This is a genomic window from Arthrobacter antibioticus (assembly GCF_030063205.1).
In the GTDB taxonomy this organism is placed as follows: domain Bacteria; phylum Actinomycetota; class Actinomycetes; order Actinomycetales; family Micrococcaceae; genus Specibacter.
On record NZ_JASISQ010000004.1, the window covers coordinates 150125 to 171614 of the forward strand.

The following is a 21490-nucleotide window of genomic DNA, read 5'->3' on the forward strand; positions in this document are numbered from 1 at the left end:
CTTCGAGCTACGCAGACATCCAGCGCGGATTGGGTGTTCCGAAGCTGGGCCTCTCACTGTGTTGGTCTATAAAATCTCCAAGGAAGGGAGAAACGGTGTTGGCGACCCACTCCATCTGGCCGGCATAATAATCCCACACGCGTTTAGTGACTGGTTTATCGCCTGAAATCAAGGATGCAAGTCCCCATACGTTTCCTATGGCGCTCACGATGGGAGCCCCAACGGTTCCATATCCTGATGCTGCCAGCACAATGGTCGTATAAGCCAAGGCCATGGCAATATAGCCGTCTGCTACGCGGAACGGATCCTGATTTTCAATTCCAGAGGCTATGTCCAGTATGCCTATGATTCCACCAACTACTGTGCCTGTCATGCCAAAAATTTTGAAGATCTTCAGCACAGTCAGGTTGTCTGCGACCCAGAGGAAGTTGTCCCCGAGGAGTTTTATTACAGCTGCTTGCAAAGCAATATTGGAGCCGTCTGCAGCAAAGATCTTTTCAAGAAGATACTCAATCCCGCCGGGAGCAGGGCGGTAGTTCGGATCATTGAATACATAGTCCAACGTCCGTTGCTCACCACCAGTCCCGCCCCGCAAACGACCGCCGTCAACCGCACTGGCTTTTTCTTGCTCCGTTGCCTGAACCAACAAGAGTTTGGAAGCATCCTCAAGTCCCGCACAGGCGGTGCGAAGGGTAGGTCGCAGACGCGAGATCCATTGTTGGCGAAAGCGTTCACTATCCGGACCGTGCCAGCGTGATTGAGTAACAGCGGATTGCAAAGAGACTGCCACCTTCTCCAACGCCTGCCCCGAGAGACTCATGGATTTTGCCAGCTCTCTCATCTGGGCTGGATTTGCACCGATCATTCCTTCAGTCACAGCAAGTTCCCTTCAATGCGGCGCACAGCTGACAAAGGCGGGAAGGCCCATTGCGGTGCATCATCTTTGATAGAGACTAGCTTCGATACAACGCCACCGCGATGGGTACATGTCCCCGCGCCGGCAGGTGCCTACTTGACATATGACCACTTGGAAACACTGGCCCATGGACCAATCTCCAAGGGCGAGTATTCCACCCCTGCAACATGCTTACCGCTGGCGCTCAGAGTTGTGCGCTGGAACAGCGGCAACCCATAGCCCGCTTCAATGACAAGCTTGTCAATCTGCATTTTCAACGCGTTTTGTTTGGCTTCATCCGGCTCCGCTGCTAGTTGCGCGGTGAGCTGGTCAACCACAGTATCTGAGAAGTGATTGAGGTTGGAGGCTGCTCCCGTCCGGAAAATTTGAGGCACTTGAACTGAGCCCGTGGAATTCCTGATCCAGCCGTAGAGCGCCACATCAAAGGCACCGTCCTTCAGCGCCGCCAGCCACTCCCCGGCGTTCCTGCCGGCGTCCGTAACTGTAAAGCCTGCCTCTGCGGCTGCGGCCGCAATGAGTGAATATTCCTGGAGCCGGGTGGGGTCATCTTTGTTGTACAGTATCCGCACCGTGGGCCGGGCGCCGTCGAGCAGTTCCTTAGCCTTTTCCATCCCAGGATTGACGGCTCCGGGAGTCTCCGGCGTGGCCTGTGCAAAGGCATTGATGCCACTACTAGCCACAGATTCCTTGTAAGGAACATGCCCCGGATGGAACAAAAACGAGTTCAATAGTTGTGCATCTGCATTCAGCGGCTTAGCCACCAGTTCCAGGATCTCTTGTCGGGGAACTGTATGCAGGAAGGCCGTCCTAAAATCTGGAGGAGAGAGGACTCCTTGGAAGTTAAGCACCACTTGGTCAAAGCCCAGTCCCTGGCCCTGTTGGATCTTGACGCCGGCAGATTTTAATCCGGCCAAAGTGTCCAGCCGTTCGCTCGTCACCGCTGGTGAAATAATGTCGGCTGTCTGCGCCTCGAGTGCCCCCAGTTGATTCGCCGGATCACTTTCATAGTGCACAGTCAAGGTATCAAGTTTGGGCTCTTCTCCCCACGTGTAATCTGCGTTGGGAGTAAGAACTAATTCCTTCTGCGCGGTGATTGCCTTCACCAGGTAGGGGCCATTGGAGAGAGCCAACGAAGGGTCGGGCATACTTTTGGTGTCGAAGCCTGTGTTCCAAAAATCGGCAACCTTACGCAGAGTTGGGTTGGCAGGCCCGGGGTTGGCTGCATCGCCTTTAGATAAAAGTTGCATCAGAGCGCTCAGTGCCGGAGCATCCGCAAGCCCCGAACGGATGGCCACAACATGGGCCGGAACACTCACAGTTGTCCCCAGTGCGGTTTCCCAATCAGAAAAAGGAGTGGTGTATGTCAGTGTCAAGGACATCCCATCGTCACCGATAACGGGGACTTCGGTCTGAGCAAGGCCCGTGTTATCTCCGGCTGTGTGGAAATATGCTGTGCCTGTTGTGACGGCGAAATTCTCATCCAAGGTTGCATCATTGAAATAGCCCGATTCCGCAGCCCACTCCAAGAACAAGTCATCTGCGGTGACGGGCGCCCCATCAGACCACTGAACGCCACTGTTGATGGTGTATTTAATCGTCAGTGGCTGGTCCTTGATCTTCTCGTATTTACCAAACTTTTCATTCTTCACAATTTTCAGGTCAGTGCCCACATGATTGAATCCTGAGTGAGTGGCTGCTTCGATCCGAGTGTTGGTTGAAGTGCTGCCTGTGACGCTGCTGGCGTTAAATGAGGTGAATGGCGCACTCTCGAGAACAGTGACGTTTCCGCCGGGGGTAGCGGTTGGCGACGTTGTGGATTCGTTGGGTGGTGGCGGCGTGCTTGTGCATGCCGCCAGGGTGAGAGCCAGCGCCGCGGCCATGGCCAGTACTTTGGAAATGCGTCCGGGCCGCATTCCACCTCCAAATTCTTCGTTTCAATGTTCATCCGAGATTCATTCGGCGATAACTTTCACGCCATGCCCACCCGGGAATAGTCCTGCAAGATACAGTACCGCAGCCACCCGTTCGGCTCCTGGTAATGTTTCTTCTCCGATTGCACTATCCGCGATTCATGTTCATCAACCGTGCCCGTGAGGACTCTGTTCAGGACAGCCATAGAGGTGGCACAATGGCGCCATGGCAATTCGAATCGAGACCTACTCCATTGACTCCATCTCACCGTCTGAGATCGCACGGTTCTGGGCTGAAGCGTTGGGTTGGCGGATTACCGAGGACGACGGCGATGAAGTCGCCTTGCAGCCCCCTGCCGACAGTCCCGAGGCTGGAGTTATTCCAGACCTCTTATTCCTCCGGGTACCAGAGCGAAAGTCTATAAAGAATCGCTTCCATCTTGATCTACGCTCGGATGATCAGCCTGCCGAAGTAGCGCGCCTGGAAGCGCTGGGTGCCACCAGGGTTGAGGTGGGTCAGGGAAGTGAGGTGTCGTGGGTAGTGTTGGCAGATCCGGAAGGCAACGAATTTTGCGTGCTCAGCACTCACGCTTCTTCTGCTCACACCCCCAGCAACACCTAGGGCGCCTTAGCTACCTTGCCGTTTCCTGGCTGATCTGTGCGCAATAATGGCAAAAAAGCGATGGCAAATCCGGCGGTGAGAGAACCCAACCCACCGAGTGCCATATCGGCGATTGTGTCCCCGTAAGCGGTGTAGATTTCATCGCTAATGTAGGCACGGCCCAGCCATTCCACCATCTCCCAGACGGCACTCAAAGCGAGTCCTATGGTTAATGTGAGGATGACCCCCGACGTTCTCGAGTTTCTTCCTCCCCGCAGTAGAGGAACCATCTGCAGGTTTGCCAGCACAAGATAAGCCCCCGCTGCAACAACGCCGGTACACACGAAATGCACTGCCAGGTCCCACCAGCTAATTTTTGTGTAGAGATCAAAAACGTTGCTCCACGCAGCAATAAGTACCGTTCCCGCAAATAGCAGGTCCGCCCACGCCCGCATCCCGACAAATCGTGGAAAATAAAGTCCCGGCAACGCAAACGCAACTATGGCTGCATCGGTGAGGTCAAAGAATATTGCGGCTAAGACTACGCTCACTGTTCCCACTGCCCGCAGAACGTCTGCGCCGAGCTCCACTGGGCCACATGCCGCGCGGAGAAAGTTCTCTATCACGGGCTGTTATTGTGCTCGGGGAGCGCAAGCACCGTTTGAACAGGTAGGTGATCTGATGCCCACGCTCCTTTATATTGCTGTGGGTTGATTGCCACACGCTCTACACGGAAAACTGGTGAGGCAAAAATCCAGTCGATGCGTTTGCCGCCGCTGCGGGGAGCTTTGTAGTTGGCAAAAGTACCCCATTCCTCAGTTTCACGACTATGCGCGTTCACCCATGTTTCCACCACCAGATCATCGTGAAACAGGTCACACAACACACTGCTACCAGCTGGTGCGTTCATGTCCCCTGTCAGTACCGCGGGCAACTCGCTGTCGGCAATGATCCGACGAATGGCTTGAACGGACCGCAAACGTGAATGACCGGACAGGTGATCAAGATGAGTATTAAAGACCATGAAGCGTCGGGCGCTCGCACGATCCACGAACGCAGCCGACACCAGGATTCGTGGGATGACGTTACCCCACGATACTGAACCGGGTCGTGTTGGCCGATCAGAAAGCGCGGTCTGTTTCCAGTCGATTAAATCGAGTCTTTGCGTGTCAAAATATATTGGACATCCCTCACCCCTACCGTCAGCATTTCTCCCCCGACCAACCCATGCATAGTTGGCCCCCAAAGAATCGCCAACGAACTGCGCTTGATCCGCAAGCGCCTCCTGCACACCCAAGAGCGTAGGGCGTTCAGCACTCAGTAATGCTTTCAGTGCAGGCGCTCGGCGGTCCCATCGATCCGCGGGCCGAGGAATCAGGTGACGGATCCGTCGTCGAACATTCCAACTCATAACGTGCAGCGACGGCGCCTCCACGTATCCAACGAGGTTGCTCCTGCGTGAGGGTGGCAGCTCCGGGGGACCGACCTGGGAATTCTCAGTGTTCATGGGTTAGCCCCAGTGAGGCCAGCAGGCTCCGGCACTGAAGCGTAACTATCCTGAACCAACGATGGGGCGGAAAGTCCCTGGGCCAATGGACCGTTACGGTGCGAAAGCCACGGTAGGTACGTCGGCGGAACGAGCTCATACTCCTGAACGGACGCATGGACATACCCATCGCCTCAGACTTAAGGTACTGAACGTGGTGACGCTCACCGATGTGGAACGAAAGATCAAGGTCGTCGTGTAATTCGGGGTCGTCACGATGCACGGATGTTCGAACCGACTGCCAAACCTCACGACGCATTGCGAAATTGGATCCAAACAGGGGCCGGTGTCCTAAAGCTGGGGCCGTCATTAGGGTGTAGATAGAAAGATAAATCGCAGACAGCGGCGCTCTCATAGCGGCCGGACCGTCGATGAATCTGGCGGGACCGGTGAGGGCCGAGACATCAGTGTGATGTGCGAAGTAATTCACACTGCTGGCGATCCATGATTCGGGTGGCACACAATCCGCGTCCAGCCGGAAGATCAGGTCACCGGTTGCAAAGTCGTAGCCCCGTGAACTTGCCGCAGGTATGCCGGGCTCAGGACAGTAAATCACGGTCGCCCCGGCAACCTCAGCCGTACGGACCGAGTCATCTGATGAGCCATTGTCCACCACGATTATCTCATCAGCAGGCCTGGTTTGCGCCCCTAGTGCTCGCAAGCATCTGCCTAGAACAGCGCTGTCATTCTTAACAGGGATGACCACTGAAACCACGGCTCGCAGCGGACTTGCGGGCATGCTTTGATTCTCAGTGTGCATGTTGGCTCCTGTCCGGCGCTCTGCTCATCCTAGATTAGCTGCTCGCCCACGGTATGGCACAGCGAACTGCGGTTCATCAATAGATGGCTCACCAATAAATCGGGAGGAATGGCAAGCTTTCTGTGCTTAAACTGAGCTGGAATAAGGGCAGGCCACCGTTATCCTAGTACTGACAGTGATACAGCGGCGCATCGCCCTGAGCACTAAGCTCCAAAACGGAGTTAGTACAACTACTTGGCAGCTGGAGGCCTAAATTGGAGTCCTATCCATATGCAATTGACCGGTGTCCCCCTCCTCTAGGTAGCACCGCCATTTTGCGACAGCGGTGGAGTGATGTCAGCTTTTTGCATTGGAAAGTTGATCCAAAACTGGTCCAAGATTATATGCCCGCAGGATGCACTCCTGATGTGATCGATGGAAGTACGTGGGTGGGGCTTATCGGGTTCCAAATGTCAAAGAGTTCATTCTTTGGCAGTCCGAGTATTCCGTGGCTTGGGAACTTTCCTGAAGTGAACGTTCGTTTGTACTCGATCGACGAGCTCGGCCATCGAGGGGTTGTTTTTCTCAGCCTTGAAGCATCACACGTGATCCCGGTGCTCATAGCTCGAATGGCGTTCGGTCTGAAGTATCAGTGGGCGGCAATGAAATTGGAACAACGCGATGGCATGGTTGCCTACTTGACACGACGCCATGGCCAACCCGACGCCTCATCACACATGATCGTGCAGCCAAGTCACGATGTAGCAGCAAATGCTGCAATCGCCCTTGACCCGGTATCAATCTTTTTGACGTCGCGGTGGGGGTTCCATGAGAGGCACTTGGGCCATACCATCTACTGCCGGAACCATCACCAGCCCTGGCCACTCCAGCACGCCAAGCTTGTGCACCTTGACGATGGACTCCTGGCCGCAGCAGGTTTCAAAGGGCTAGCTGATCGGGCCCCCGATTCCGTGCTTTATGCCACGGAAGTGACAACTGTGTTCGCTTCTCCGCAGCAACGCAATAGAGTCCGTTAGTCCGTTAGTCCTGGCGATCAACGGCGCAAGTAGTCCGTTACGGTTTGTCCGGCACAGTCTCCGGAAGTCAGTGCACCTTGAATGGATCCTGCGCTGCGGTGGTCCCCTGTCACAAGAGTCCTCTCCCCCGCCCAGATTGGACTGTTGTTTTGAAATGGTGGCGGATGCCGTGGAAGTGCGTGTGGCACCACATCGTGGCGCAGGATCTCCCAATCCTTGGTGGAGGTCTGGTAAAGGCGTTCAAGGTCACGCCGGACGTCGGCTTCGGAGGCGAGGCCGTCAGGACGATCCAGCAAAGTTGTTGCCTCGATGAGATGCTCACCGGCGGGCGCGTAAGAGGGTGCAGCATCGGAGACCACGGCGGTGTGCCAGATCGGTCCAGCAGGACCGCCACCTGGGCGGCTCGCATCCAACATCAAGAACGGGCTTTTTCGCGGTCGATCCGGCGCTCGGAACCACCAAGTGGTTAGCCCACGGGTGAGAGTCGCAGACAAATTTGTGAACTTAGGGACATCCTGAGGGCCAACTGCCAGAACGGCAACTCGTGCACGGATTATCCCGTTGTCTGTCCTGACTTGAATGCCGTCTGGTATCTCCTGCAGTTCCCTGGCTGCGCAGTTCAATAGAACGGAATTCTGGAGCGAAGAAGCCATCTGTTCTGGTAGGGCCTTCATCCCTTGACGCGGAAGACCGGGAGTACCAAGGGCAAAGAAGCGCATCAGCACTCGTGAGTAGTTCGCGGAGGTCTCTCCTGAGCTATCAGCAAGCACTCCAGCGAGAAAAGTATCAAGTACATCACGCCTTAGTGGTCCGGTAACGCCCGCGCCGTCTAGTGAGGCACTAAGTGTTTGATCGCGCCAGGAGCGGTAGGCAATTGAGGGACGCAACAGGGTCGGCACAAACCATCGAGTGAGGTTAACTAGTTCAGATATTGAGGTGAGCTCGCTGCGCAGTGTGGCAAGAGCGTGTGTGGGATGGTAGATCGGATGAGCAAGGGTGGTGGTCTTTTCACCGACTCGAACCACAACGCCAACACCAAATTTCTGGAGTTTCAGTGCTGGCACATTGATCCATTGGCGTACCGCAGGGTATGCCGGATTTAGCAGCTGAAACCCCCTATCACACAGAAATCCATCGATCTGATCAGTCTGAACCCGGCCACCAACGGCACTTCCAGCCTCAAGAACTATGACCTTGTGACCGTTGCGTTGTGCCCTACGTGCGCATTGCAGACCAGCTAGTCCTGCTCCAATGACGATGACATCGGCTTCCATGGGGCTCCGTCCAGTTTCGCTTCAGTCTAGCGTTGGCCGGGGTTTCGGTAGGTAGTTCCCCGAAATACTTGTTCCATCTGCACGCGAATGGTGCTGGCATTCTCGAATCACTAGTCGCTAGAAGTATCTTTAGCGTATGCCTCTGTTGTTTTACATTGCCGCGATTCCATTGTTGCTTTCGGCAATCGTGATGTTCTACGTTGGGTACCTATACCGCGGGTTCGAAAAGTTGCTCCGACCTTCGCCTTCGCGTATCAGCACATGGATCTGGATGACACTCGCCGTGGTGCTCGCTCTTATGGGAATCACTCTCACGCAACTCTCAAAAATAGCGCGCACCAAAACCGTCCCATCGGCTTAGTTCCTAGATTTGCGCTGTGTGCAGGCTCCCGGCTAGCTTGAGCAGGGTGACACTAGACGCGATTTTTGCTATCTCCCTGCCTTTCCTCCTCATTGGGGGTATCACGACCGTGACATGGCTGTTCGTCAGACGCCGGCACCAGCGTGAACGTGAGCAGGGAACCTACCGTCCGCCGTTGCTACTTAGAATCACTGGTGTCTTCACTGTCTTTGTTGGCGCAATTTTGCTCCCAATCGGTATTACACAGATCATGGTTGCGTTATCAGCCGGTTCCCCGATTACGGATGACTTCGTGGCCCAGGCTGTCATCGGTGTTGTGTTTCTGCTTGTGGGACTCTTCCTGTGGCTTAAAAATTCCACCCGCCTGACCCTGGGCTCTGAAGGGCTGAGCTACTGCAAATACCTTGTCGTCAAGGGGACAATGAACTATGGAGATATTGAATCGGTTGTGACTAGCAAACTGACTCAAGTAACTACCATCACATTGCGTGACATCCAGGGCAAAAAACTGGATATGCCTGCGGGATCCGTGGATTGGAGCCGGCTGATCGAATGGGCCCTGACGAACTCCCGCTCCGACATCTACGAAATCTTCTCGGTAAGCCCCCACATGGAAGTTACGAAAAGTTCAAGCGAGAACTCCAAGTACAGCCCTGAGTGGAAGCAGTGAGACGCTCAATGTGAACCAGTGCGTGTGGCACGCACCTGCTCCTGAGTGCTCCCAACTAGGGTAGTTTTACTCGGATATCACGGCCGGGAATCCCTGGCCACAAGTTCGATCTCCACAGCCGCCCCAAGCGGCAGACCTGCCGCCGCGATCGTTGTTCTTGCCGGATACGGTTCGGAGAAAACTTCACCGTAGATCGCGTTCATAGCGCTGAAGTCATCGAGGGTGGTCAGGTACACGTTGACCTTCAGCACCGCGTCGAAGTTCAAGTCCGCAGCTGCTAGCACTGTCCCCAGATTGGCAAACACCTGCCGAGTCTGTACTTCGATCCCACCGGTCACAATCTCTCCCGTTTGCGGGTCAATCGGAGTTTGGCCGGAGAGGAACAGCAGGCCTCCGTGGCGAACTGCATGGGAGTACGGTCCCACAGCGGCTGGCGCTCCGGGAGCATGAATAGAATTACGCTTCATTTGCATAATCTAGAACCTACCTTTTTACCTAAAACAAACCCACCCAAATGTTGTTTAAAGTTGAGATATACGCGTTAACAGCTAATGAATGGGATCAACTGCTCATATTACGCCAGCGCGAATTGTGCCAGCACGAACCGCGCGACGCCCTTGTGGCTAGGCTGGTTAGATGACAACAGTAATTCTTGTGCGGCACGGCCGCACCACAGCCAATGCCACCGGACTGCTGGCTGGCCGGACGGAGGGCGTCGATCTGGACCAGGTCGGGCGCGACCAAGCGGCTTTGACAGGAGAACGGCTCGCGGCCGTGCCCCTAGTCGGGGTTGTTTCAAGCCCTCTTGAGCGTTGCCAGCAGACAACTCAGCTCATCCTCGATCGCCAAGCTGGCAAGCCGAATACGCTGATCGATCCGGCTCTCATCGAGTGCGACTACGGCCAATGGCAGGGCCGCACATTGCGTGATCTCGCGACCGAGGATCTGTGGCCGGTGGTGCAGTCGCAACCGTCCGCCGTCGTCTTTCCCGGGGGTGAATCGATGGCCGGGATGCAGGCTCGGTCTGTGGCAGCAATTCGACGCCATGATGCAGCCTTCGAAGCCGAGTACGGGCCGGAGGCCGTATGGGTTGTTGTCAGTCATGGTGACATCATCAAGTCAATCCTCGCCGATGCGTTCGGCATGCACCTTGACCTGTTCCAGCGGATTAACGTTGGCCCTGCCTCTGTATCGATCGTGCATTACGGCGTTGATCGGCCGAGCGTCTACGCAACGAACACCACAGCAGGCGATCTATCGTGGCTTTCAAACAAAATTCTGGGTGGTGATGCGCCGGTGGGTGGCGGTGCAGGTCAAAAGGCGCCGTGAAGCAAATGTGCCTAGACTACACATATGTCTACACATATCCACGAGTTTGACTGGCCGGATCGGGTCGTCGTTGGCACCATTGGCGTTCCGGGAACACGTACCTTTTATCTGCAGGTGCGCGCAGGGAAGCAGATTCTCAGTATTGCCCTCGAGAAGCAGCAGGCCGCTCTGCTCGCAGAGAAGATCGAGGAAATTCTTGATCAGCTCATCACTTTGGAGGGTAACCCCTTCAGTGTTCCCACGAGCACTCCCATTGAACTTGTTGACAATGACCAACTCGAAGCCGTCGATGAGCAGTTTCGCACCGGGGCCATGAGCTTAGGGTGGGACCCCACCACAGCCCAGGTTGTCATTGAAGCCCACCCCATCACCACTGTCGATGCTGATGACAACGACGAATGGCTTGTAGAAGACGCCGCCAACGAGCCAGAAATGCTGCTGGTGCGCATGCCGGTCGGTACCGCCCGCGCCTTCGCTATGCGCACCCATGAGATAGTGGGCGCAGGGCGTCCCACGTGCCCACTCTGCGGGTACCCAATGGACGCCGACGGGCACCTCTGTCCCCCTCCCGAGGCCTGATGGCAGCGCCAAACCTAGCGACCTCTGAGCTGACTCTCACCGGACGGATCACAACGGCTTCAAACGCTACATTCCTGGGCAGCATCGGCGATGTGGTGGTGGTCTACAAGCCGATAGCTGGGGAAAATCCGCTGTGGGATTTTCCGCACGGAAGTCTGGCTCATCGGGAGGTGGCCGCATATCTAGTCTCGCAGGTCTTCGGCGGCGACGTGGTGCCGCATACTTGGCTGCGCGATGGTCCACTGGGCGAAGGCATGGTGCAACTCTGGCAGGAGCAAGACCCCGCCCAAAACGCCGTCGACCTTATCGCAACGGACCTTGTGCCGGAGACAGGCTGGAAATACGTTCTCGAGGGACGCGGCGAGAACGGGCAGATGGTTGCGCTCGTTCACGAAGACTCACCAGCGCTGCGACGTATGGCGGTGCTGGACATCATCATCAACAACGCCGACCGCAAAGGCGATCACATACTTTCGATGGCTGACGGACTCCGGCACGGTGTGGACCACGGCCTCACCTTTCACCGTGACCACAAGCTGCGCACGGTTCTGTGGGGATGGGTGGGAGAGGATCTAAGCGCTAAGGAACTCGACGGCATAGATCGTGTCAGCCAAGGACTTCACGGTGAGCTGGGGCGAAATTTGACGGACTTACTCAGCGCCGAAGAAATCGCGTCACTAGCCGCGCGTTGCGCCCGGTTGCGCTTGGCAGGGCAGTTTCCGGCTCCAAGCGGTGAGATGTCAGCGGTTCCTTGGCCGCTTTTCTAAGGGAATGACGGTCCTGGCTTCCCAGACTGCGCCCCGTTGAGTCACCCTCTCTACCGGTCAGCCCGTGGCAATAGGTGTCTGACCGCTAAGAACACGTGTTCTTAGCGGTCAGCGGTACAAGTTTCAGGCAGTCCAGCGGCTCAGACGTTGAAGCGGAACTCCACCACGTTCCGTAATCGAATAATCTTTGGGCCGCCGGTTCACTCTCAGCAACCTTCTATCCTCCGGCCTCCAACTCATCTGATTTCTGTTCTCCGCACGACGTCGGCTCAAAACGCTCAGCCACGCCGCATCCTACAACTCCATTTTCCGAAAATCGCACCAATAACACTTTTTACCGCTAGTCCGCTGTGAACACCCGATGTTCATCCCGACCCGGTAAGCGTCCGACTCCGGAACGGCCTAAGCACAGTTCCTGCCGCTCGTCCCACGTAGACTCCGCCGCAACGACTCCTCCAACTGATCCGCCAGTACCAGCAATCCAGTTTCAGATTGATTTGGCAACCTGTGCCATTACGTCGCGCGCGGTTCCGTTCGACGTTCCCGGCCACCTAAAGTGAGCTTTGGATTCCAGCAGCTCAAGCCCGTACCTGAACCAGAACCATCCATGTCCTTTCTACTGTCCATGGTGATTGCCGTTGTGACCTTGATCATCGCCTGGATGACATTCAAGGTGTCGAAGGAGAGCAGAATTGTGGCCGAGCAAGGCCACAGGACGTCACAGGAGTCCCTACAAGTGGCCAGCAACGGCTGGAAGCAGGTGGGCCGTGAAGAGCCGTGGTCCCTTACCAAGCTAGATAAGAACAACTGACCCCTGGAACACCTGCACTATAGCCCTGCTGCCATTGTTGCTGCGGCTGAAGCGTCGCCACTTTTCAGAGGCTCTCCTGTGAACTTCCAAAACCCTGCCGGGGCACCGGTGTCAATCTCCCGCAGCGGAGCAAAAGTTGTCCTGGAAATTCCGTCAACGAACCCGGGCGCCTCCCTCACCCTGTATTACCGTGAGTTCGCTGAGACCGAAGCTGTTCCGACATGGAATCAGCTGTACTTTGCCGGCAACGACTGGACGACGGCCCAGTACTGCGCAGCTTGGGGCTTCTGCCACCGCCCCACCACGTCGCCTTAGCCGCCTAGCCTCAGACTAAGGTTTCACCCTGCCAATTTGTCACGGAGCCACTGTCTGTTCGAATCGCGATACCGAAAGCCCCGAGATTAGCTCGGGTGGCGAAGCACCGACACCAAAGCTTGTGTCAAGCCCCGGGATTGGTGGAGGGTTTATTAGACCCGTTCCAGCGTTTTGAGGGCAGGTAGATTTGAGTTGTAGTTGGCTTCTTCTTCGACTGGCGGGATCTATCCGATTTCTCCGTGGAGTCGTCGGTGGTTGTACAAATCGATGTACTCGTCGACGCCTAAGCATAGGCATCTGCCGAGCGTACCGCACGAGCCGGCAGCCACGGCTGTGGCATCAACGGCCCAGACGAGAAATGAGCGATCCGCCCAATTTATGCTCTAGCTAATCGATGATCCTGACGGCGTCGATTACGTCCGCGGCGTGCAGTCGGTGCACCGTGGCCTGCCAGTAGTCTCTTGTGCCAAAATTCGTACTGTCGAAGATGCACCCCCAGGACTGCTCGGCCTCCTCAACCAAGGCTGCGGGCCACTGACTGATCGGAGTGTTGACCACGCCGGCGGCCTTGAGACGCGCATGGAAGCCGTCGTAAATCTGATCCCAACGCTTATCGAACTCGTCTTCTGGCTCTCCTGGCCACTTCGGGATCGCCAGAGTCGAGTTGAGCACGGAATGCCATTCATCGAAGTGCGACAGAAGGACCCTTTCCCGAGGAATCCTGCAGGTCAGCAGGACCTGGCTCCGAGCACGACGACAGTCTGCGACCAGATCGACCCGTCGAATCTTTGCCCACAACCACAGCGCAGCATCACCAGACGTGGGCAACTGCGCTGCCATCATCCGGCCCATCCAACCATACGCCTCTGACAAGAACGGATCCGCCAGAGCCGAGTCCGGCCACAACACCTCTGTTGTCAACAGTTCCTCGAACGCGGCACGCGTCTGGATCGTGTGCAGGAGTAAAACGTCAGCGTGCAGGTCATGGGCGAGCCTGCCCGGAGGTACAGCCGTCTCTGGCGCAGCGGATCGAATCGGAAACGGTGGCATGAGCACTATTCTGCCGTACCGCACCGACAACCCTTGCTTGTCGGTGCTTCCGACTAGAGTTACCGTCATGAGCAAAGATAATTTGGACATCGTAAAAATAGAAGAAGCGATCCTCCAGAAAGAAGAGGACATGAAAGCCTGGTGCCCGTCCAGTGGTGAGAACGTGGGCCGCATGATCGAGTCCTCCGCCACCGACAACTGGTACATCGCGTGCCCCACCTGCGGGGTGCGGTGGGCCGGTGGAAGTACAGTGCTTTCCGACCACACAAGGCCGGGCTACCGGTGATCAACATCGAATAAGCCGAGGCTGGGATCATCCAACGGCGGTGAGACACTGCACCGACGGGAGCAAAGTCGAGCCGGAAATTCCCCTATCGTCCGTGGCCGTGAGTTCGCTGGGTGGGAACCTGCTCAGCCGCTGTCGAATAAAGGCAAACGAAAGGCGGAGCGAATCGAACACGCGCGGAACACGTCTGACTACGAGACCCGCTTGTTCGACTGGATCGAAAACTCTGGGGACTCACTTGCCGGGTACGAATCGTACGTCTTGTCTATGATCTCGCCCTTTAGCGGGATCAGCATCCCAGCGACGGCGAGAAGTTCCTCCTTGTCATCGAGCTCGGGTTCGTTAGCGTCGCCGATCTCGGTATGACCAAGCTCGAACCTTACTGTGCACCACTGTCTGCCTCGATAGTCGAGCTTCGCGTCGAAGGGTTGCATGACGTACACCGTGGGAACGGCTGGCGGTCGAGGTGCGGCTTTCTCTACCAATCGCCCGGTGAACCCAGCCTAACCTTCCTCCAAGGCAGCCTAGAAATCGCTGTGGAATTGAGCCAGTGTCTGGTTCCGTGCGGCGTCGAGGTCCTTGGTAAACCGCGTCCCCTACCCATCACGCAGCGCCATAGCGCTACCATCCTTGATTACTCCCCCGGGGAGCGGCTGGCCAACGACGACCAAGGCCATGCAGATCCTACGCCGTTGGGCCAACCCGTCGTCACCTTCGATGGTGCGGATTCGTCGCTCTAAGGAGTGCATATTCGTCCGCGTGTCCGTGTACGTCACTTCTTGAGTCCTTTTTTCACTCACTGCCATTCGGTGGTAGTTAACAACCCTTCCGCCCGCGCCTCTTTAGTGGCATTCACTAGGCGTTCAGTCTCGACACGCCCAGGACACTCAAGGAGAGCATCGGCAACGCGTTGCGCGGCAAGTCCCTCATAGACAGTCCTAGGTGCGCCCCCTCTCACCTGTGTCAGTTCAACGAATGAGGGCAGCTTCGGCCGCGCGCGTCGCGGAACGGCCACTTTGATCCGGCGAGGGTTGACATCGGCGAGCCCGAAGAAGGCCAGCACCGATTCCCCATGGAGGTATGCACCCTCACCTACACGCAGGAGAGCCTCAGCAAACTGGTCATAACGGGTGGGTGGGACGTCCGGCACGCGGTACAGTCCGTAAGCGACATTCTCCAAACCGCCCCTAGCGGCCAGTTTGGGGAGCTCAACCGCGGGAACGCCTGCCTCGATAGCTTCTTTTGTGCTGACATACCCGTAATGATCGAGCGCTAGCTCACGCACGATGTCTCGGTACTTCGCGCCTGCAACCATGTTACAACTAAACCGAAATCGGTAGTGTTGTGACGAGCCAGCGCTTTTCATGACGATCTATAAAACTAAGGAATACAAGCTTGGAGAGGACAGCGCCGTCAAGTATAAGTGCCACAACCAGAAGTTCTTTGACGGTGCTGAAAACACTTGGGACGAAGCCGAGGAAGTCGTGGAATCGTGAGGTGCTGACTATCCGATCACGTTTGATTGGCTTAAGCAATACCTATGAGCCCAGCGTCAGCAGGATGCACCATTTCAAGGCCACACGGTGTCAGATAAACCAATGATTTGCCACCCATCTTAGGCCACACTAGCGGACTAAGACGCCCTGGATGCTCGAAGCATCCAGGGCGTCTCACAAAGCAGTCCAGCGGCTCAGACGTTGAAGCGGAACTCCACCACGTTCAATAATCGAATAACCTTTGGGCCGCCGATTCGCCCTCAGCAACCTTCCCTCCTCCGGCCGCCAACTCATCTGATTTCTGTTTTTTTCACACCTTGTTGGCTCAAAACGCTCAGCAACGCCGCGCCCTACCGCGCCGTTTTCCGAAAATCGCACCAACAACACCTTTTTACCACTAGTCGGTTGCGAACGCCTGATGTTCATCCCGACCCGGTAAGTGTCCGACTCCGGAATGGCCTAAGCACAGTTCCTGCTGCGGTTGCTTGTCCCATGTAGACTCCGCCGGAGTCCGCCGCAACGCCTCCTCCGACTGATCCTGCACTACCAGCAATCCAGTTTCCTATTGATTTGGCAACCTGTGCCATCACGTCGCGCGCGGTTCTGTTCGACGTCCCCGACCACCTAAAATGAGGTTTGGATTCCAGCAGCTCAAACCCCTACCTGAACCAGGACTATCCATGCATTTTCTACTGCCCATGTCGCTCGCCCACCTCTTGGTGACACAGGAGACCAAAAATGCTGTGATCGCATTCTTGGACACGTCCGTGCATTTCATCTCGGGCGCACTGCCCACGGTGATTGCCGTTGTGACCTTGCTCATCGCCTGGATGACATTCAAGGTGTCGAGGGAGAGCAAGCTCGTCGCAGAGCAGAGCAGAATTGTGGCCGAGCAAAGCCACAGGACTTCACAGGAGTCCCTACAAGTGGCCATCAACGACTGGAAGCAGGTAGGCCGTGAAGAGCCGTGGTCCCTTACCAAGCTGGATAAGAACTACTGGCTGCTGGAACGCCTGCACTATAATCCTGCTGCCATTGTTGCTGCTGAAGCGTCGCCACATTGCGGAGGCTCTGCTGTGAACTTCCAAAACCCTGCCGGGGCACCGGTGTCGATCTCCCGCCGCGGAGCAAAAGTTGTCTTGGAAATTCCGTCAACGAACCCGGGCGCCTCCCTCACCCTGTATTACCGTGAGTTCGCTGAGTCCGAAGCTGTTCCGACTCGGAATCAGCTGTATTTTGCCGGCAACGCCTGGTCCGACGAAGGCGTTGCTGCCAGGGATGGCTCCAACGACTGGACAACGGCCCTGTACTGAGTAGCTTGGGGCTAGCCACCGCCCCCACCACGTCGCCTTAGCCACCTAGCCTCAGGCTACGGTTTCACTGTGCCGAGTTGTCACGAGGCCACTGTCCGTTCGAATCGCGATGCCGAAAGCCACGAGATTAGCCCGGGCGGCGAAGCACCGACGCCAAAGCTCGCACTTCCCGCATAGCCACATATAGAAACGTCACGAGTCCAGACCCTCATCGCCAGATGCCACTGATGGCTCGTCGGCGTTGTCCATCCAGGCGAAGGCTTCACTTACTGCGTCCTTGTCAGTCCCCAGGATGCCCAGTCCCGCGCGCACGAGCGAGTAGAACTGCTCAACCCAAGAAGCAGCTAGCTCAACGTTGCCACCCGGGTTCAGGGCGATGCTAGGAATGAGGTGCATTCCGTGGAGAACATTCAAACAAGGCTCCATTGCGTGCGTTTCGACTGACCACCATTCCGAGTGCACTACCCCACTAGACAGGGAGTATGCCTGTCGGTAGAAGTCCAACATGCCGGCGTCCTCCGCCATCGCACGAATCGACTTGCCCTCTGCAAAGGTGTCGCGAGTATCAACTGTCCGGTAATCGAGCACGTCGTGATTGCGGCTGAGGCGCTGAAGCTCGTCGATGCTCTCTCGAAAGCCCTCGGTTCGCGCATCGTCAGGCAACTCATCCGAGATGCGTGCGTAGAGCTTCGCCTTCCCTGCTCCATATTCTTGGAACTGTCTATAGATGGCCGGATCCTGCCGTGCCATCCAGTGGAGATAGATCTTTGTCTCCACCAACATGCGCCCGATATGCGCACCATGTTCCATGCACCACAAATCGGGAGCCCCCAGCACCGCCATGACATCACGCCCTGCGCGGGACACAAGCCCGGAAATGACTTCCTGCCGTTCGTTGTCATACAGGTGGGCCGGGGCGGTCTCCAGCGCCTCAACGAAGCTGCTCATAACATCCATCGTGAACCCGCGCAGATTCTCGCCGCCCGCGGGCACGGAAGTCGGCTCAGTTTGATCGGAGCTGACGGCTGATGCAGCTTGCCCGTCAAGTTCGCCGTCGGTCGACTCCGTAGGGCCGTCGTCGGGACTGTCGACATCCCCCTTCCGAATACACCCGGATGTCATAGAGTTTGCTCCCCAAAACACACGTGCCCACTTGATCGCTTCATCGAAGTAGTTCGGATCATCGACTTGCAGTATCGCTTTGTGGGCACCCCAGGAAGCACGCACCAGGGAATCTGATGCCGCTCGGTTGGCCAAATTGCCCGGATAATCTTTTAGAAGCTCGATCGTTCGAGTGTCAGCACTGAAAGTTCCTGCTTGAACCGCACTCCATGTTCGCAAGCACTTCAGGAGCGCCTCGCGGTGACCATCGCGCAAGACTGATAGCAGCGCATCTCTAATCAGTTCGAGGGCCGGCCGCTCCGGTGGTACGACCTCGGTGTCGTCGACAAGCCACGGAGCCGGCAAACATGGGTACGAGGCCAGCGCGCTGCGAACGACTTCAGAGAGTAGGCAATGTCGATGGGCTTCGTCAACGATGATCTCGGATGCGTCAGGAAACTTCACGGCCAGTGCAGCCAAGTGCGTGAGGCGTCCGTCTAGCGCTTCCGCGACCGATACTTCATCTCCATGGTGCGCAAGTCGTTCCTGTACAGCTTTCTGCCACTTCACGAAATACCGGAAACTGGCATCACCCTGCTCAGCCAGGACAAGTGCGGGCCAGAGGAGATCTGGGAAGTCGTCCTTGATCCAGTTCCCCATAGCCAACATCCCGGTCGCTGCGAGCGGGGTTTTGAACACGCGGCCCTTTCGCACATGGCCGTCCATAGGCCCTGAGTGTTGGTTTGCCTTAGGAATGCTCATATCAGGAATCTACCTGACTTGATCCGACATAGCTGTTGGTGACCACCGGCATCGATTTTGCGACAGCCTCCCGCGGATTGCCACGAACGTGAAGAGCATCTAAGTCCGCTGGGTTCATTCGAGCTAAGAGACCCGCAGTCGAATGCGTTAGTGCCCAGAGGCCAAAACGCGAGTCTAAACTCCACCACGTCGCCGCACATAACAACCACTGAAGTGCAACGAGTCAGAGAGCCCGGACTTTGTGAGCTACCGCATGCGCACGCTAGCTCCGGCAGACAGAAGTATCTGGCGACCACGCGTCACTTGGACGCGCTTATAGGTCGCTCAATGGGTGGCAGCTCGACGCTGGTGAACGCGAAAGTACGTAGTGCTGCGAAAAACGGGCACAGTTCAAAACGCGTTCAATGCGAGGCTCCCTTCGCAGGCAACATACTGTCGTACCAGTACGTCACAATAAGGTTGTTTGAGTTGCGAAAACTGGAGTGAGGTCCGTAATTGAGTGAAGAGGAGATGGCCCCGCGGCGGGTTAAATTTTATGGCATACATGATATGGCAACAGGTTGGCAGATCCCACGCGTAGCTGAACTTGCTGAGCGGTTCGACCCCGAGAACGTCCCGATGAACGTCGATGACATCCTTGAGCTTCACAATGTGCAGCAGTACCTCGAACAGGGGTTATTTTCGACCGCCTACGACGAAGTGGAACATAACCGGGCCAAGTCACGGATTCCCCAGATGCGTAGCACAGTAGCGCGGTTCTTTTCGGCGGTCAACAACACGAACTTTGCAGCCGTAGTAGTTGGTGTCGGCCACGAGTATCGCGCAGACCTTCTGGATCTCCTCGGTCGGAACAATGTTTTCGAGCGCTGCGACAGCGTGGTGGTTCTTCCCGCGCTCGCCGCTACTGGTGTACGTCTAGCTTCGATGCTCGCAAGTAAGAAGCTCGTACAAGCCTACGACACCGCGTTGCGAGACGAGCTCAGTGCATCACCTCGTGGTGCAGAGAATCTGATTCGAAAGTATCTGCAGGAGGATGTGCGAGAAGAAATACATCTTCCAAGAAGTTTCACGTCAGTCGATGCTCGCGAATTGCTTGAGAGCTACGTCGACAGCGAGGACGCGAACCCGAACTACATCGGGCTTATTGCGATCGCTAACGAGAACACTAAGGCAGGAATCGACGCCAAGCTCAAGTTGCGAGCGAAGCGTCGCAAAGCTGAGATGAACGTGAAATACTTCAGCGAGAACGAAGGATTCAAAACTGGATACGAGGTGGGTATCTCCGACTCCCAAGATGAACCGGTCGAGTTCAAAATGGACACTTCAGATGGAATGGTCTCCCGGTACACGTTCAGCAGACAGTGGTTGGAGGAGACCATCGACAACCCCAGTATTCTCAACAACTTTCAGCACCTGTTCGAATTTGTGGACCGTCAAGTGCTGCTGACTCTTCCGGCCTACCCGGCGAATCTGGGCGTCATGGAACGAATCATGGGTACCACTGGAAAGACCGAGTACAAGGTCGGCGCTGCGTTTCAATCCGTCGACATGGTTACCCGACTCCAGACCCGTCTGTACCTTCATTTCCTCGAGTCAAAGGACATCGACTTTGAGCATGTCATCTCCTGGTTCTTCGAGGAGTACCTCGTTGAGGAGTTCGGAGTCTCGAACTTCTCATTCAGCCCCTCAGACAGGGGAACCTCATACCTCCAGAAGGTTAGGCACGTATTCGCTGAGATAGAAAGCGTTGCAAACCAATTCACACTTTTCGTAAGGGACGGCGACCTCGACCGTGACTTGCTGGCCATGGAATCCCTTCAGGTCCGATACAAAGAGGTACCGAGCCTCCTCAAGGGAAAGTACGTCTATCCATCCGAAGGTGAGGAGATTGTTGGCATCCTTCATCTCTTGTTCTCCGACCAGTCGTCGCTGAGTTACATCAACACGAACCTGAATGCGGACAACGCATCCATGCTTCTACTGGAAAACCGGGTGTCGTATGACGACTTTGAAGAGTATCAAAAGCCAGGCGTCGACTACCTGATTAAACATGGAGTTCTTGAGGACAACGGAGCTCAGGTTCAGTTCGTGAGCGTAGAGCAATTCCTCATCTTCAAGGCACTGTTCGACACTCAAGCAGCCAGCTACTACCACCTATCTGACGCCGGACGAGCAGAAGCGGAGACCATGGTGGCGAAGGGCTGGGTGACGCGCGGTTCCTCATTGTTGACCGAGGCCGAAGGTAAATACTTCAACTACTTTCTCAATGGGGTGGACTTCAGTAACGGGCCCCAGTTGCGCAATAAGTACCTTCATGGTTCGCAAGCCAACTCCGACGGTGAGGATGCGCACTTCACCACCTACATCACGGTACTGCGACTGATCGTGGCTTTGGTTATCAAGATGAACGACGATTTTTGTCTCTCCTCGCTTGAGTCGAACCCGGAGGGAATCAGCTAAATGGAACCTGCATCGTTCGTACTGTTTCTGTGTATGCCCTCGTGGCGCGCAGAAGGACCTGCATAGAAACGAGGTTCCTTTTAGCAACGACGGCTGACGCAGACAGTCGCCGGACTGTGCGTCCCTTGTTCTAACCATCTGGCCAACTGAAGCCAGCAGGTCCCCAC

Annotated in this window: 24 protein-coding genes; 12 read left to right on the top strand and 12 right to left on the bottom strand. The window is 56.1% G+C overall.

The window, feature by feature from the left end:
* Positions 1-7: 7 nt before the first annotated feature.
* Positions 8-877: a WXG100 family type VII secretion target gene (locus tag QMG40_RS10510; RefSeq protein WP_283531001.1), complete on the bottom strand. Its 870-nt coding sequence runs from the start codon at positions 875-877 to the stop codon at positions 8-10.
* A 131-nt stretch (positions 878-1008) separates the two neighbouring features.
* Positions 1009-2829 carry an ABC transporter substrate-binding protein gene (locus QMG40_RS10515; protein ID WP_283531002.1) on the bottom strand — a complete coding sequence of 607 codons (1821 nt, stop codon included), beginning with the start codon at positions 2827-2829 and terminating at the stop codon, positions 1009-1011.
* 223 nt (positions 2830-3052) lie between these two features.
* Between QMG40_RS10515 and QMG40_RS10520 the strand changes: the two genes are divergently transcribed.
* Entirely contained in the window at positions 3053-3448 is a 396-nt protein-coding gene (locus QMG40_RS10520) for a VOC family protein (RefSeq protein ID WP_283531003.1), read from the top strand.
* Here QMG40_RS10520 and QMG40_RS10525 read toward each other — a convergent pair.
* Genes QMG40_RS10525 through QMG40_RS10535 form a run of 3 tightly spaced genes read right to left on the bottom strand, consistent with a single transcriptional unit; the run spans position 3445 to position 5733 of the window.
* On the bottom strand, positions 3445-4053 hold the full coding sequence (locus QMG40_RS10525) for a hypothetical protein (protein WP_283531004.1): 609 nt from the start codon (positions 4051-4053) through the stop codon (positions 3445-3447). The genes QMG40_RS10520 and QMG40_RS10525 overlap by 4 nt on opposite strands.
* On the bottom strand, positions 4050-4934 hold the full coding sequence (locus QMG40_RS10530) for an endonuclease/exonuclease/phosphatase family protein (protein WP_283531005.1): 885 nt from the start codon (positions 4932-4934) through the stop codon (positions 4050-4052). The genes QMG40_RS10525 and QMG40_RS10530 overlap by 4 nt, the downstream gene beginning before the upstream one ends.
* Positions 4924-5733, bottom strand: coding sequence for a glycosyltransferase family 2 protein (locus QMG40_RS10535; protein ID WP_283531006.1), 810 nt, complete (start codon positions 5731-5733; stop codon positions 4924-4926). Before QMG40_RS10535 ends, QMG40_RS10530 begins: the two co-directional genes overlap by 11 nt.
* A gap of 314 nt (positions 5734-6047) precedes the next feature.
* Between QMG40_RS10535 and QMG40_RS10540 the strand changes: the two genes are divergently transcribed.
* Complete coding sequence (locus QMG40_RS10540; RefSeq protein WP_283531007.1) at positions 6048-6749, top strand: YqjF family protein; 702 nt, start codon at positions 6048-6050, stop codon at positions 6747-6749.
* 17 nt (positions 6750-6766) lie between these two features.
* Here QMG40_RS10540 and QMG40_RS10545 read toward each other — a convergent pair whose 3' ends face one another.
* Positions 6767-8023: a flavin monoamine oxidase family protein gene (locus QMG40_RS10545; protein WP_283531008.1), complete on the bottom strand. Its 1257-nt coding sequence runs from the start codon at positions 8021-8023 to the stop codon at positions 6767-6769.
* Positions 8024-8430: 407 nt separating this feature from the next.
* On the opposite strand from QMG40_RS10545, the gene QMG40_RS10550 reads away from it, so the two are divergent.
* Positions 8431-9054, top strand: a complete 624-nt coding sequence (locus tag QMG40_RS10550) for a hypothetical protein (RefSeq protein ID WP_283531009.1) — start codon at positions 8431-8433, stop codon at positions 9052-9054.
* Between the two features lie 77 nt (positions 9055-9131).
* Here the strand turns inward: QMG40_RS10550 and QMG40_RS10555 are convergent, their stop codons facing one another.
* Entirely contained in the window at positions 9132-9521 is a 390-nt protein-coding gene (locus QMG40_RS10555; RefSeq protein ID WP_283531010.1) for a RidA family protein, read from the bottom strand.
* 169 nt (positions 9522-9690) lie between these two features.
* Between QMG40_RS10555 and QMG40_RS10560 the strand changes: the two genes are divergently transcribed.
* The 5 genes from QMG40_RS10560 (at position 9691) to QMG40_RS10580 (ending at position 12855) form a co-directional block, all read left to right on the top strand.
* Positions 9691-10383, top strand: a complete 693-nt coding sequence (locus QMG40_RS10560) for a histidine phosphatase family protein (protein WP_283531011.1) — start codon at positions 9691-9693, stop codon at positions 10381-10383.
* Between the two features lie 24 nt (positions 10384-10407).
* Positions 10408-10962 (top strand): DUF3090 domain-containing protein, encoded by a 555-nt coding sequence (locus QMG40_RS10565; protein WP_283531012.1) that lies wholly within the window; start codon positions 10408-10410, stop codon positions 10960-10962.
* A complete protein-coding gene (locus tag QMG40_RS10570; RefSeq protein WP_283531013.1) occupies positions 10962-11729 on the top strand; it encodes an SCO1664 family protein in 768 nt (255 codons plus the stop codon). Before QMG40_RS10565 ends, QMG40_RS10570 begins: the two co-directional genes overlap by 1 nt.
* A 556-nt stretch (positions 11730-12285) precedes the next feature.
* Positions 12286-12540 (top strand): hypothetical protein, encoded by a 255-nt coding sequence (locus tag QMG40_RS10575; protein ID WP_283531014.1) that lies wholly within the window; start codon positions 12286-12288, stop codon positions 12538-12540.
* 78 nt (positions 12541-12618) lie between these two features.
* Entirely contained in the window at positions 12619-12855 is a 237-nt protein-coding gene (locus tag QMG40_RS10580; RefSeq protein ID WP_283531015.1) for a hypothetical protein, read from the top strand.
* 387 nt (positions 12856-13242) lie between these two features.
* Here the strand turns inward: QMG40_RS10580 and QMG40_RS10585 are convergent, their stop codons facing one another.
* Positions 13243-13905, bottom strand: a complete 663-nt coding sequence (locus QMG40_RS10585; protein ID WP_283531016.1) for a DUF3841 domain-containing protein — start codon at positions 13903-13905, stop codon at positions 13243-13245.
* 67 nt (positions 13906-13972) lie between these two features.
* Between QMG40_RS10585 and QMG40_RS10590 the strand changes: the two genes are divergently transcribed.
* Positions 13973-14191, top strand: a complete 219-nt coding sequence (locus QMG40_RS10590; RefSeq protein ID WP_283531017.1) for a hypothetical protein — start codon at positions 13973-13975, stop codon at positions 14189-14191.
* A gap of 191 nt (positions 14192-14382) precedes the next feature.
* Here the strand turns inward: QMG40_RS10590 and QMG40_RS10595 are convergent, their stop codons facing one another.
* From QMG40_RS10595 to QMG40_RS10605, 3 genes are all read right to left on the bottom strand, one after another.
* Positions 14383-14625: a hypothetical protein gene (locus QMG40_RS10595; RefSeq protein WP_283531018.1), complete on the bottom strand. Its 243-nt coding sequence runs from the start codon at positions 14623-14625 to the stop codon at positions 14383-14385.
* A 162-nt stretch (positions 14626-14787) separates the two neighbouring features.
* Entirely contained in the window at positions 14788-14967 is a 180-nt protein-coding gene (locus QMG40_RS10600) for a hypothetical protein (protein ID WP_283531019.1), read from the bottom strand.
* A gap of 20 nt (positions 14968-14987) precedes the next feature.
* Positions 14988-15506, bottom strand: coding sequence for a type IV toxin-antitoxin system AbiEi family antitoxin domain-containing protein (locus tag QMG40_RS10605; RefSeq protein WP_283531020.1), 519 nt, complete (start codon positions 15504-15506; stop codon positions 14988-14990).
* 49 nt (positions 15507-15555) lie between these two features.
* Between QMG40_RS10605 and QMG40_RS10610 the strand changes: the two genes are divergently transcribed.
* Together QMG40_RS10610 and QMG40_RS10615 are read left to right on the top strand one after the other, a co-directional pair.
* The gene (locus tag QMG40_RS10610) at positions 15556-15687 is read left to right on the top strand and encodes a hypothetical protein (protein ID WP_283531021.1); all 132 of its coding nucleotides are present in this window, start codon (positions 15556-15558) and stop codon (positions 15685-15687) included.
* 680 nt (positions 15688-16367) lie between these two features.
* Positions 16368-17000, top strand: a complete 633-nt coding sequence (locus QMG40_RS10615; RefSeq protein ID WP_283531022.1) for a hypothetical protein — start codon at positions 16368-16370, stop codon at positions 16998-17000.
* A 192-nt stretch (positions 17001-17192) separates the two neighbouring features.
* Here the strand turns inward: QMG40_RS10615 and QMG40_RS10620 are convergent, their stop codons facing one another.
* Positions 17193-18863: a DUF5677 domain-containing protein gene (locus QMG40_RS10620; RefSeq protein ID WP_283531023.1), complete on the bottom strand. Its 1671-nt coding sequence runs from the start codon at positions 18861-18863 to the stop codon at positions 17193-17195.
* A 495-nt stretch (positions 18864-19358) separates the two neighbouring features.
* Between QMG40_RS10620 and QMG40_RS10625 the strand changes: the two genes are divergently transcribed.
* The gene (locus tag QMG40_RS10625) at positions 19359-21323 is read left to right on the top strand and encodes a hypothetical protein (RefSeq protein ID WP_283531024.1); all 1965 of its coding nucleotides are present in this window, start codon (positions 19359-19361) and stop codon (positions 21321-21323) included.
* Positions 21324-21490: the final 167 nt, after the last annotated feature.

Coding starts and splice junctions, on each gene's coding strand:
- QMG40_RS10515 (WP_283531002.1), bottom strand. CDS start 2,829: ATGCGGCCCGGACGCATTTCCAAAGTACTGGCCATGGCCGCGGCGCTG.
- QMG40_RS10520 (WP_283531003.1), top strand. CDS start 3,053: ATGGCAATTCGAATCGAGACCTACTCCATTGACTCCATCTCACCGTCT.
- QMG40_RS10530 (WP_283531005.1), bottom strand. CDS start 4,934: ATGAACACTGAGAATTCCCAGGTCGGTCCCCCGGAGCTGCCACCCTCA.
- QMG40_RS10535 (WP_283531006.1), bottom strand. CDS start 5,733: ATGCACACTGAGAATCAAAGCATGCCCGCAAGTCCGCTGCGAGCCGTG.
- QMG40_RS10545 (WP_283531008.1), bottom strand. CDS start 8,023: ATGGAAGCCGATGTCATCGTCATTGGAGCAGGACTAGCTGGTCTGCAA.
- QMG40_RS10555 (WP_283531010.1), bottom strand. CDS start 9,521: ATGAAGCGTAATTCTATTCATGCTCCCGGAGCGCCAGCCGCTGTGGGA.
- QMG40_RS10560 (WP_283531011.1), top strand. CDS start 9,691: ATGACAACAGTAATTCTTGTGCGGCACGGCCGCACCACAGCCAATGCC.
- QMG40_RS10565 (WP_283531012.1), top strand. CDS start 10,408: ATGTCTACACATATCCACGAGTTTGACTGGCCGGATCGGGTCGTCGTT.
- QMG40_RS10570 (WP_283531013.1), top strand. CDS start 10,962: ATGGCAGCGCCAAACCTAGCGACCTCTGAGCTGACTCTCACCGGACGG.
- QMG40_RS10585 (WP_283531016.1), bottom strand. CDS start 13,905: ATGCCACCGTTTCCGATTCGATCCGCTGCGCCAGAGACGGCTGTACCT.
- QMG40_RS10590 (WP_283531017.1), top strand. CDS start 13,973: ATGAGCAAAGATAATTTGGACATCGTAAAAATAGAAGAAGCGATCCTC.
- QMG40_RS10595 (WP_283531018.1), bottom strand. CDS start 14,625: ATGCAACCCTTCGACGCGAAGCTCGACTATCGAGGCAGACAGTGGTGC.
- QMG40_RS10605 (WP_283531020.1), bottom strand. CDS start 15,506: ATGGTTGCAGGCGCGAAGTACCGAGACATCGTGCGTGAGCTAGCGCTC.
- QMG40_RS10610 (WP_283531021.1), top strand. CDS start 15,556: ATGACGATCTATAAAACTAAGGAATACAAGCTTGGAGAGGACAGCGCC.
- QMG40_RS10615 (WP_283531022.1), top strand. CDS start 16,368: ATGCATTTTCTACTGCCCATGTCGCTCGCCCACCTCTTGGTGACACAG.
- QMG40_RS10620 (WP_283531023.1), bottom strand. CDS start 18,863: ATGAGCATTCCTAAGGCAAACCAACACTCAGGGCCTATGGACGGCCAT.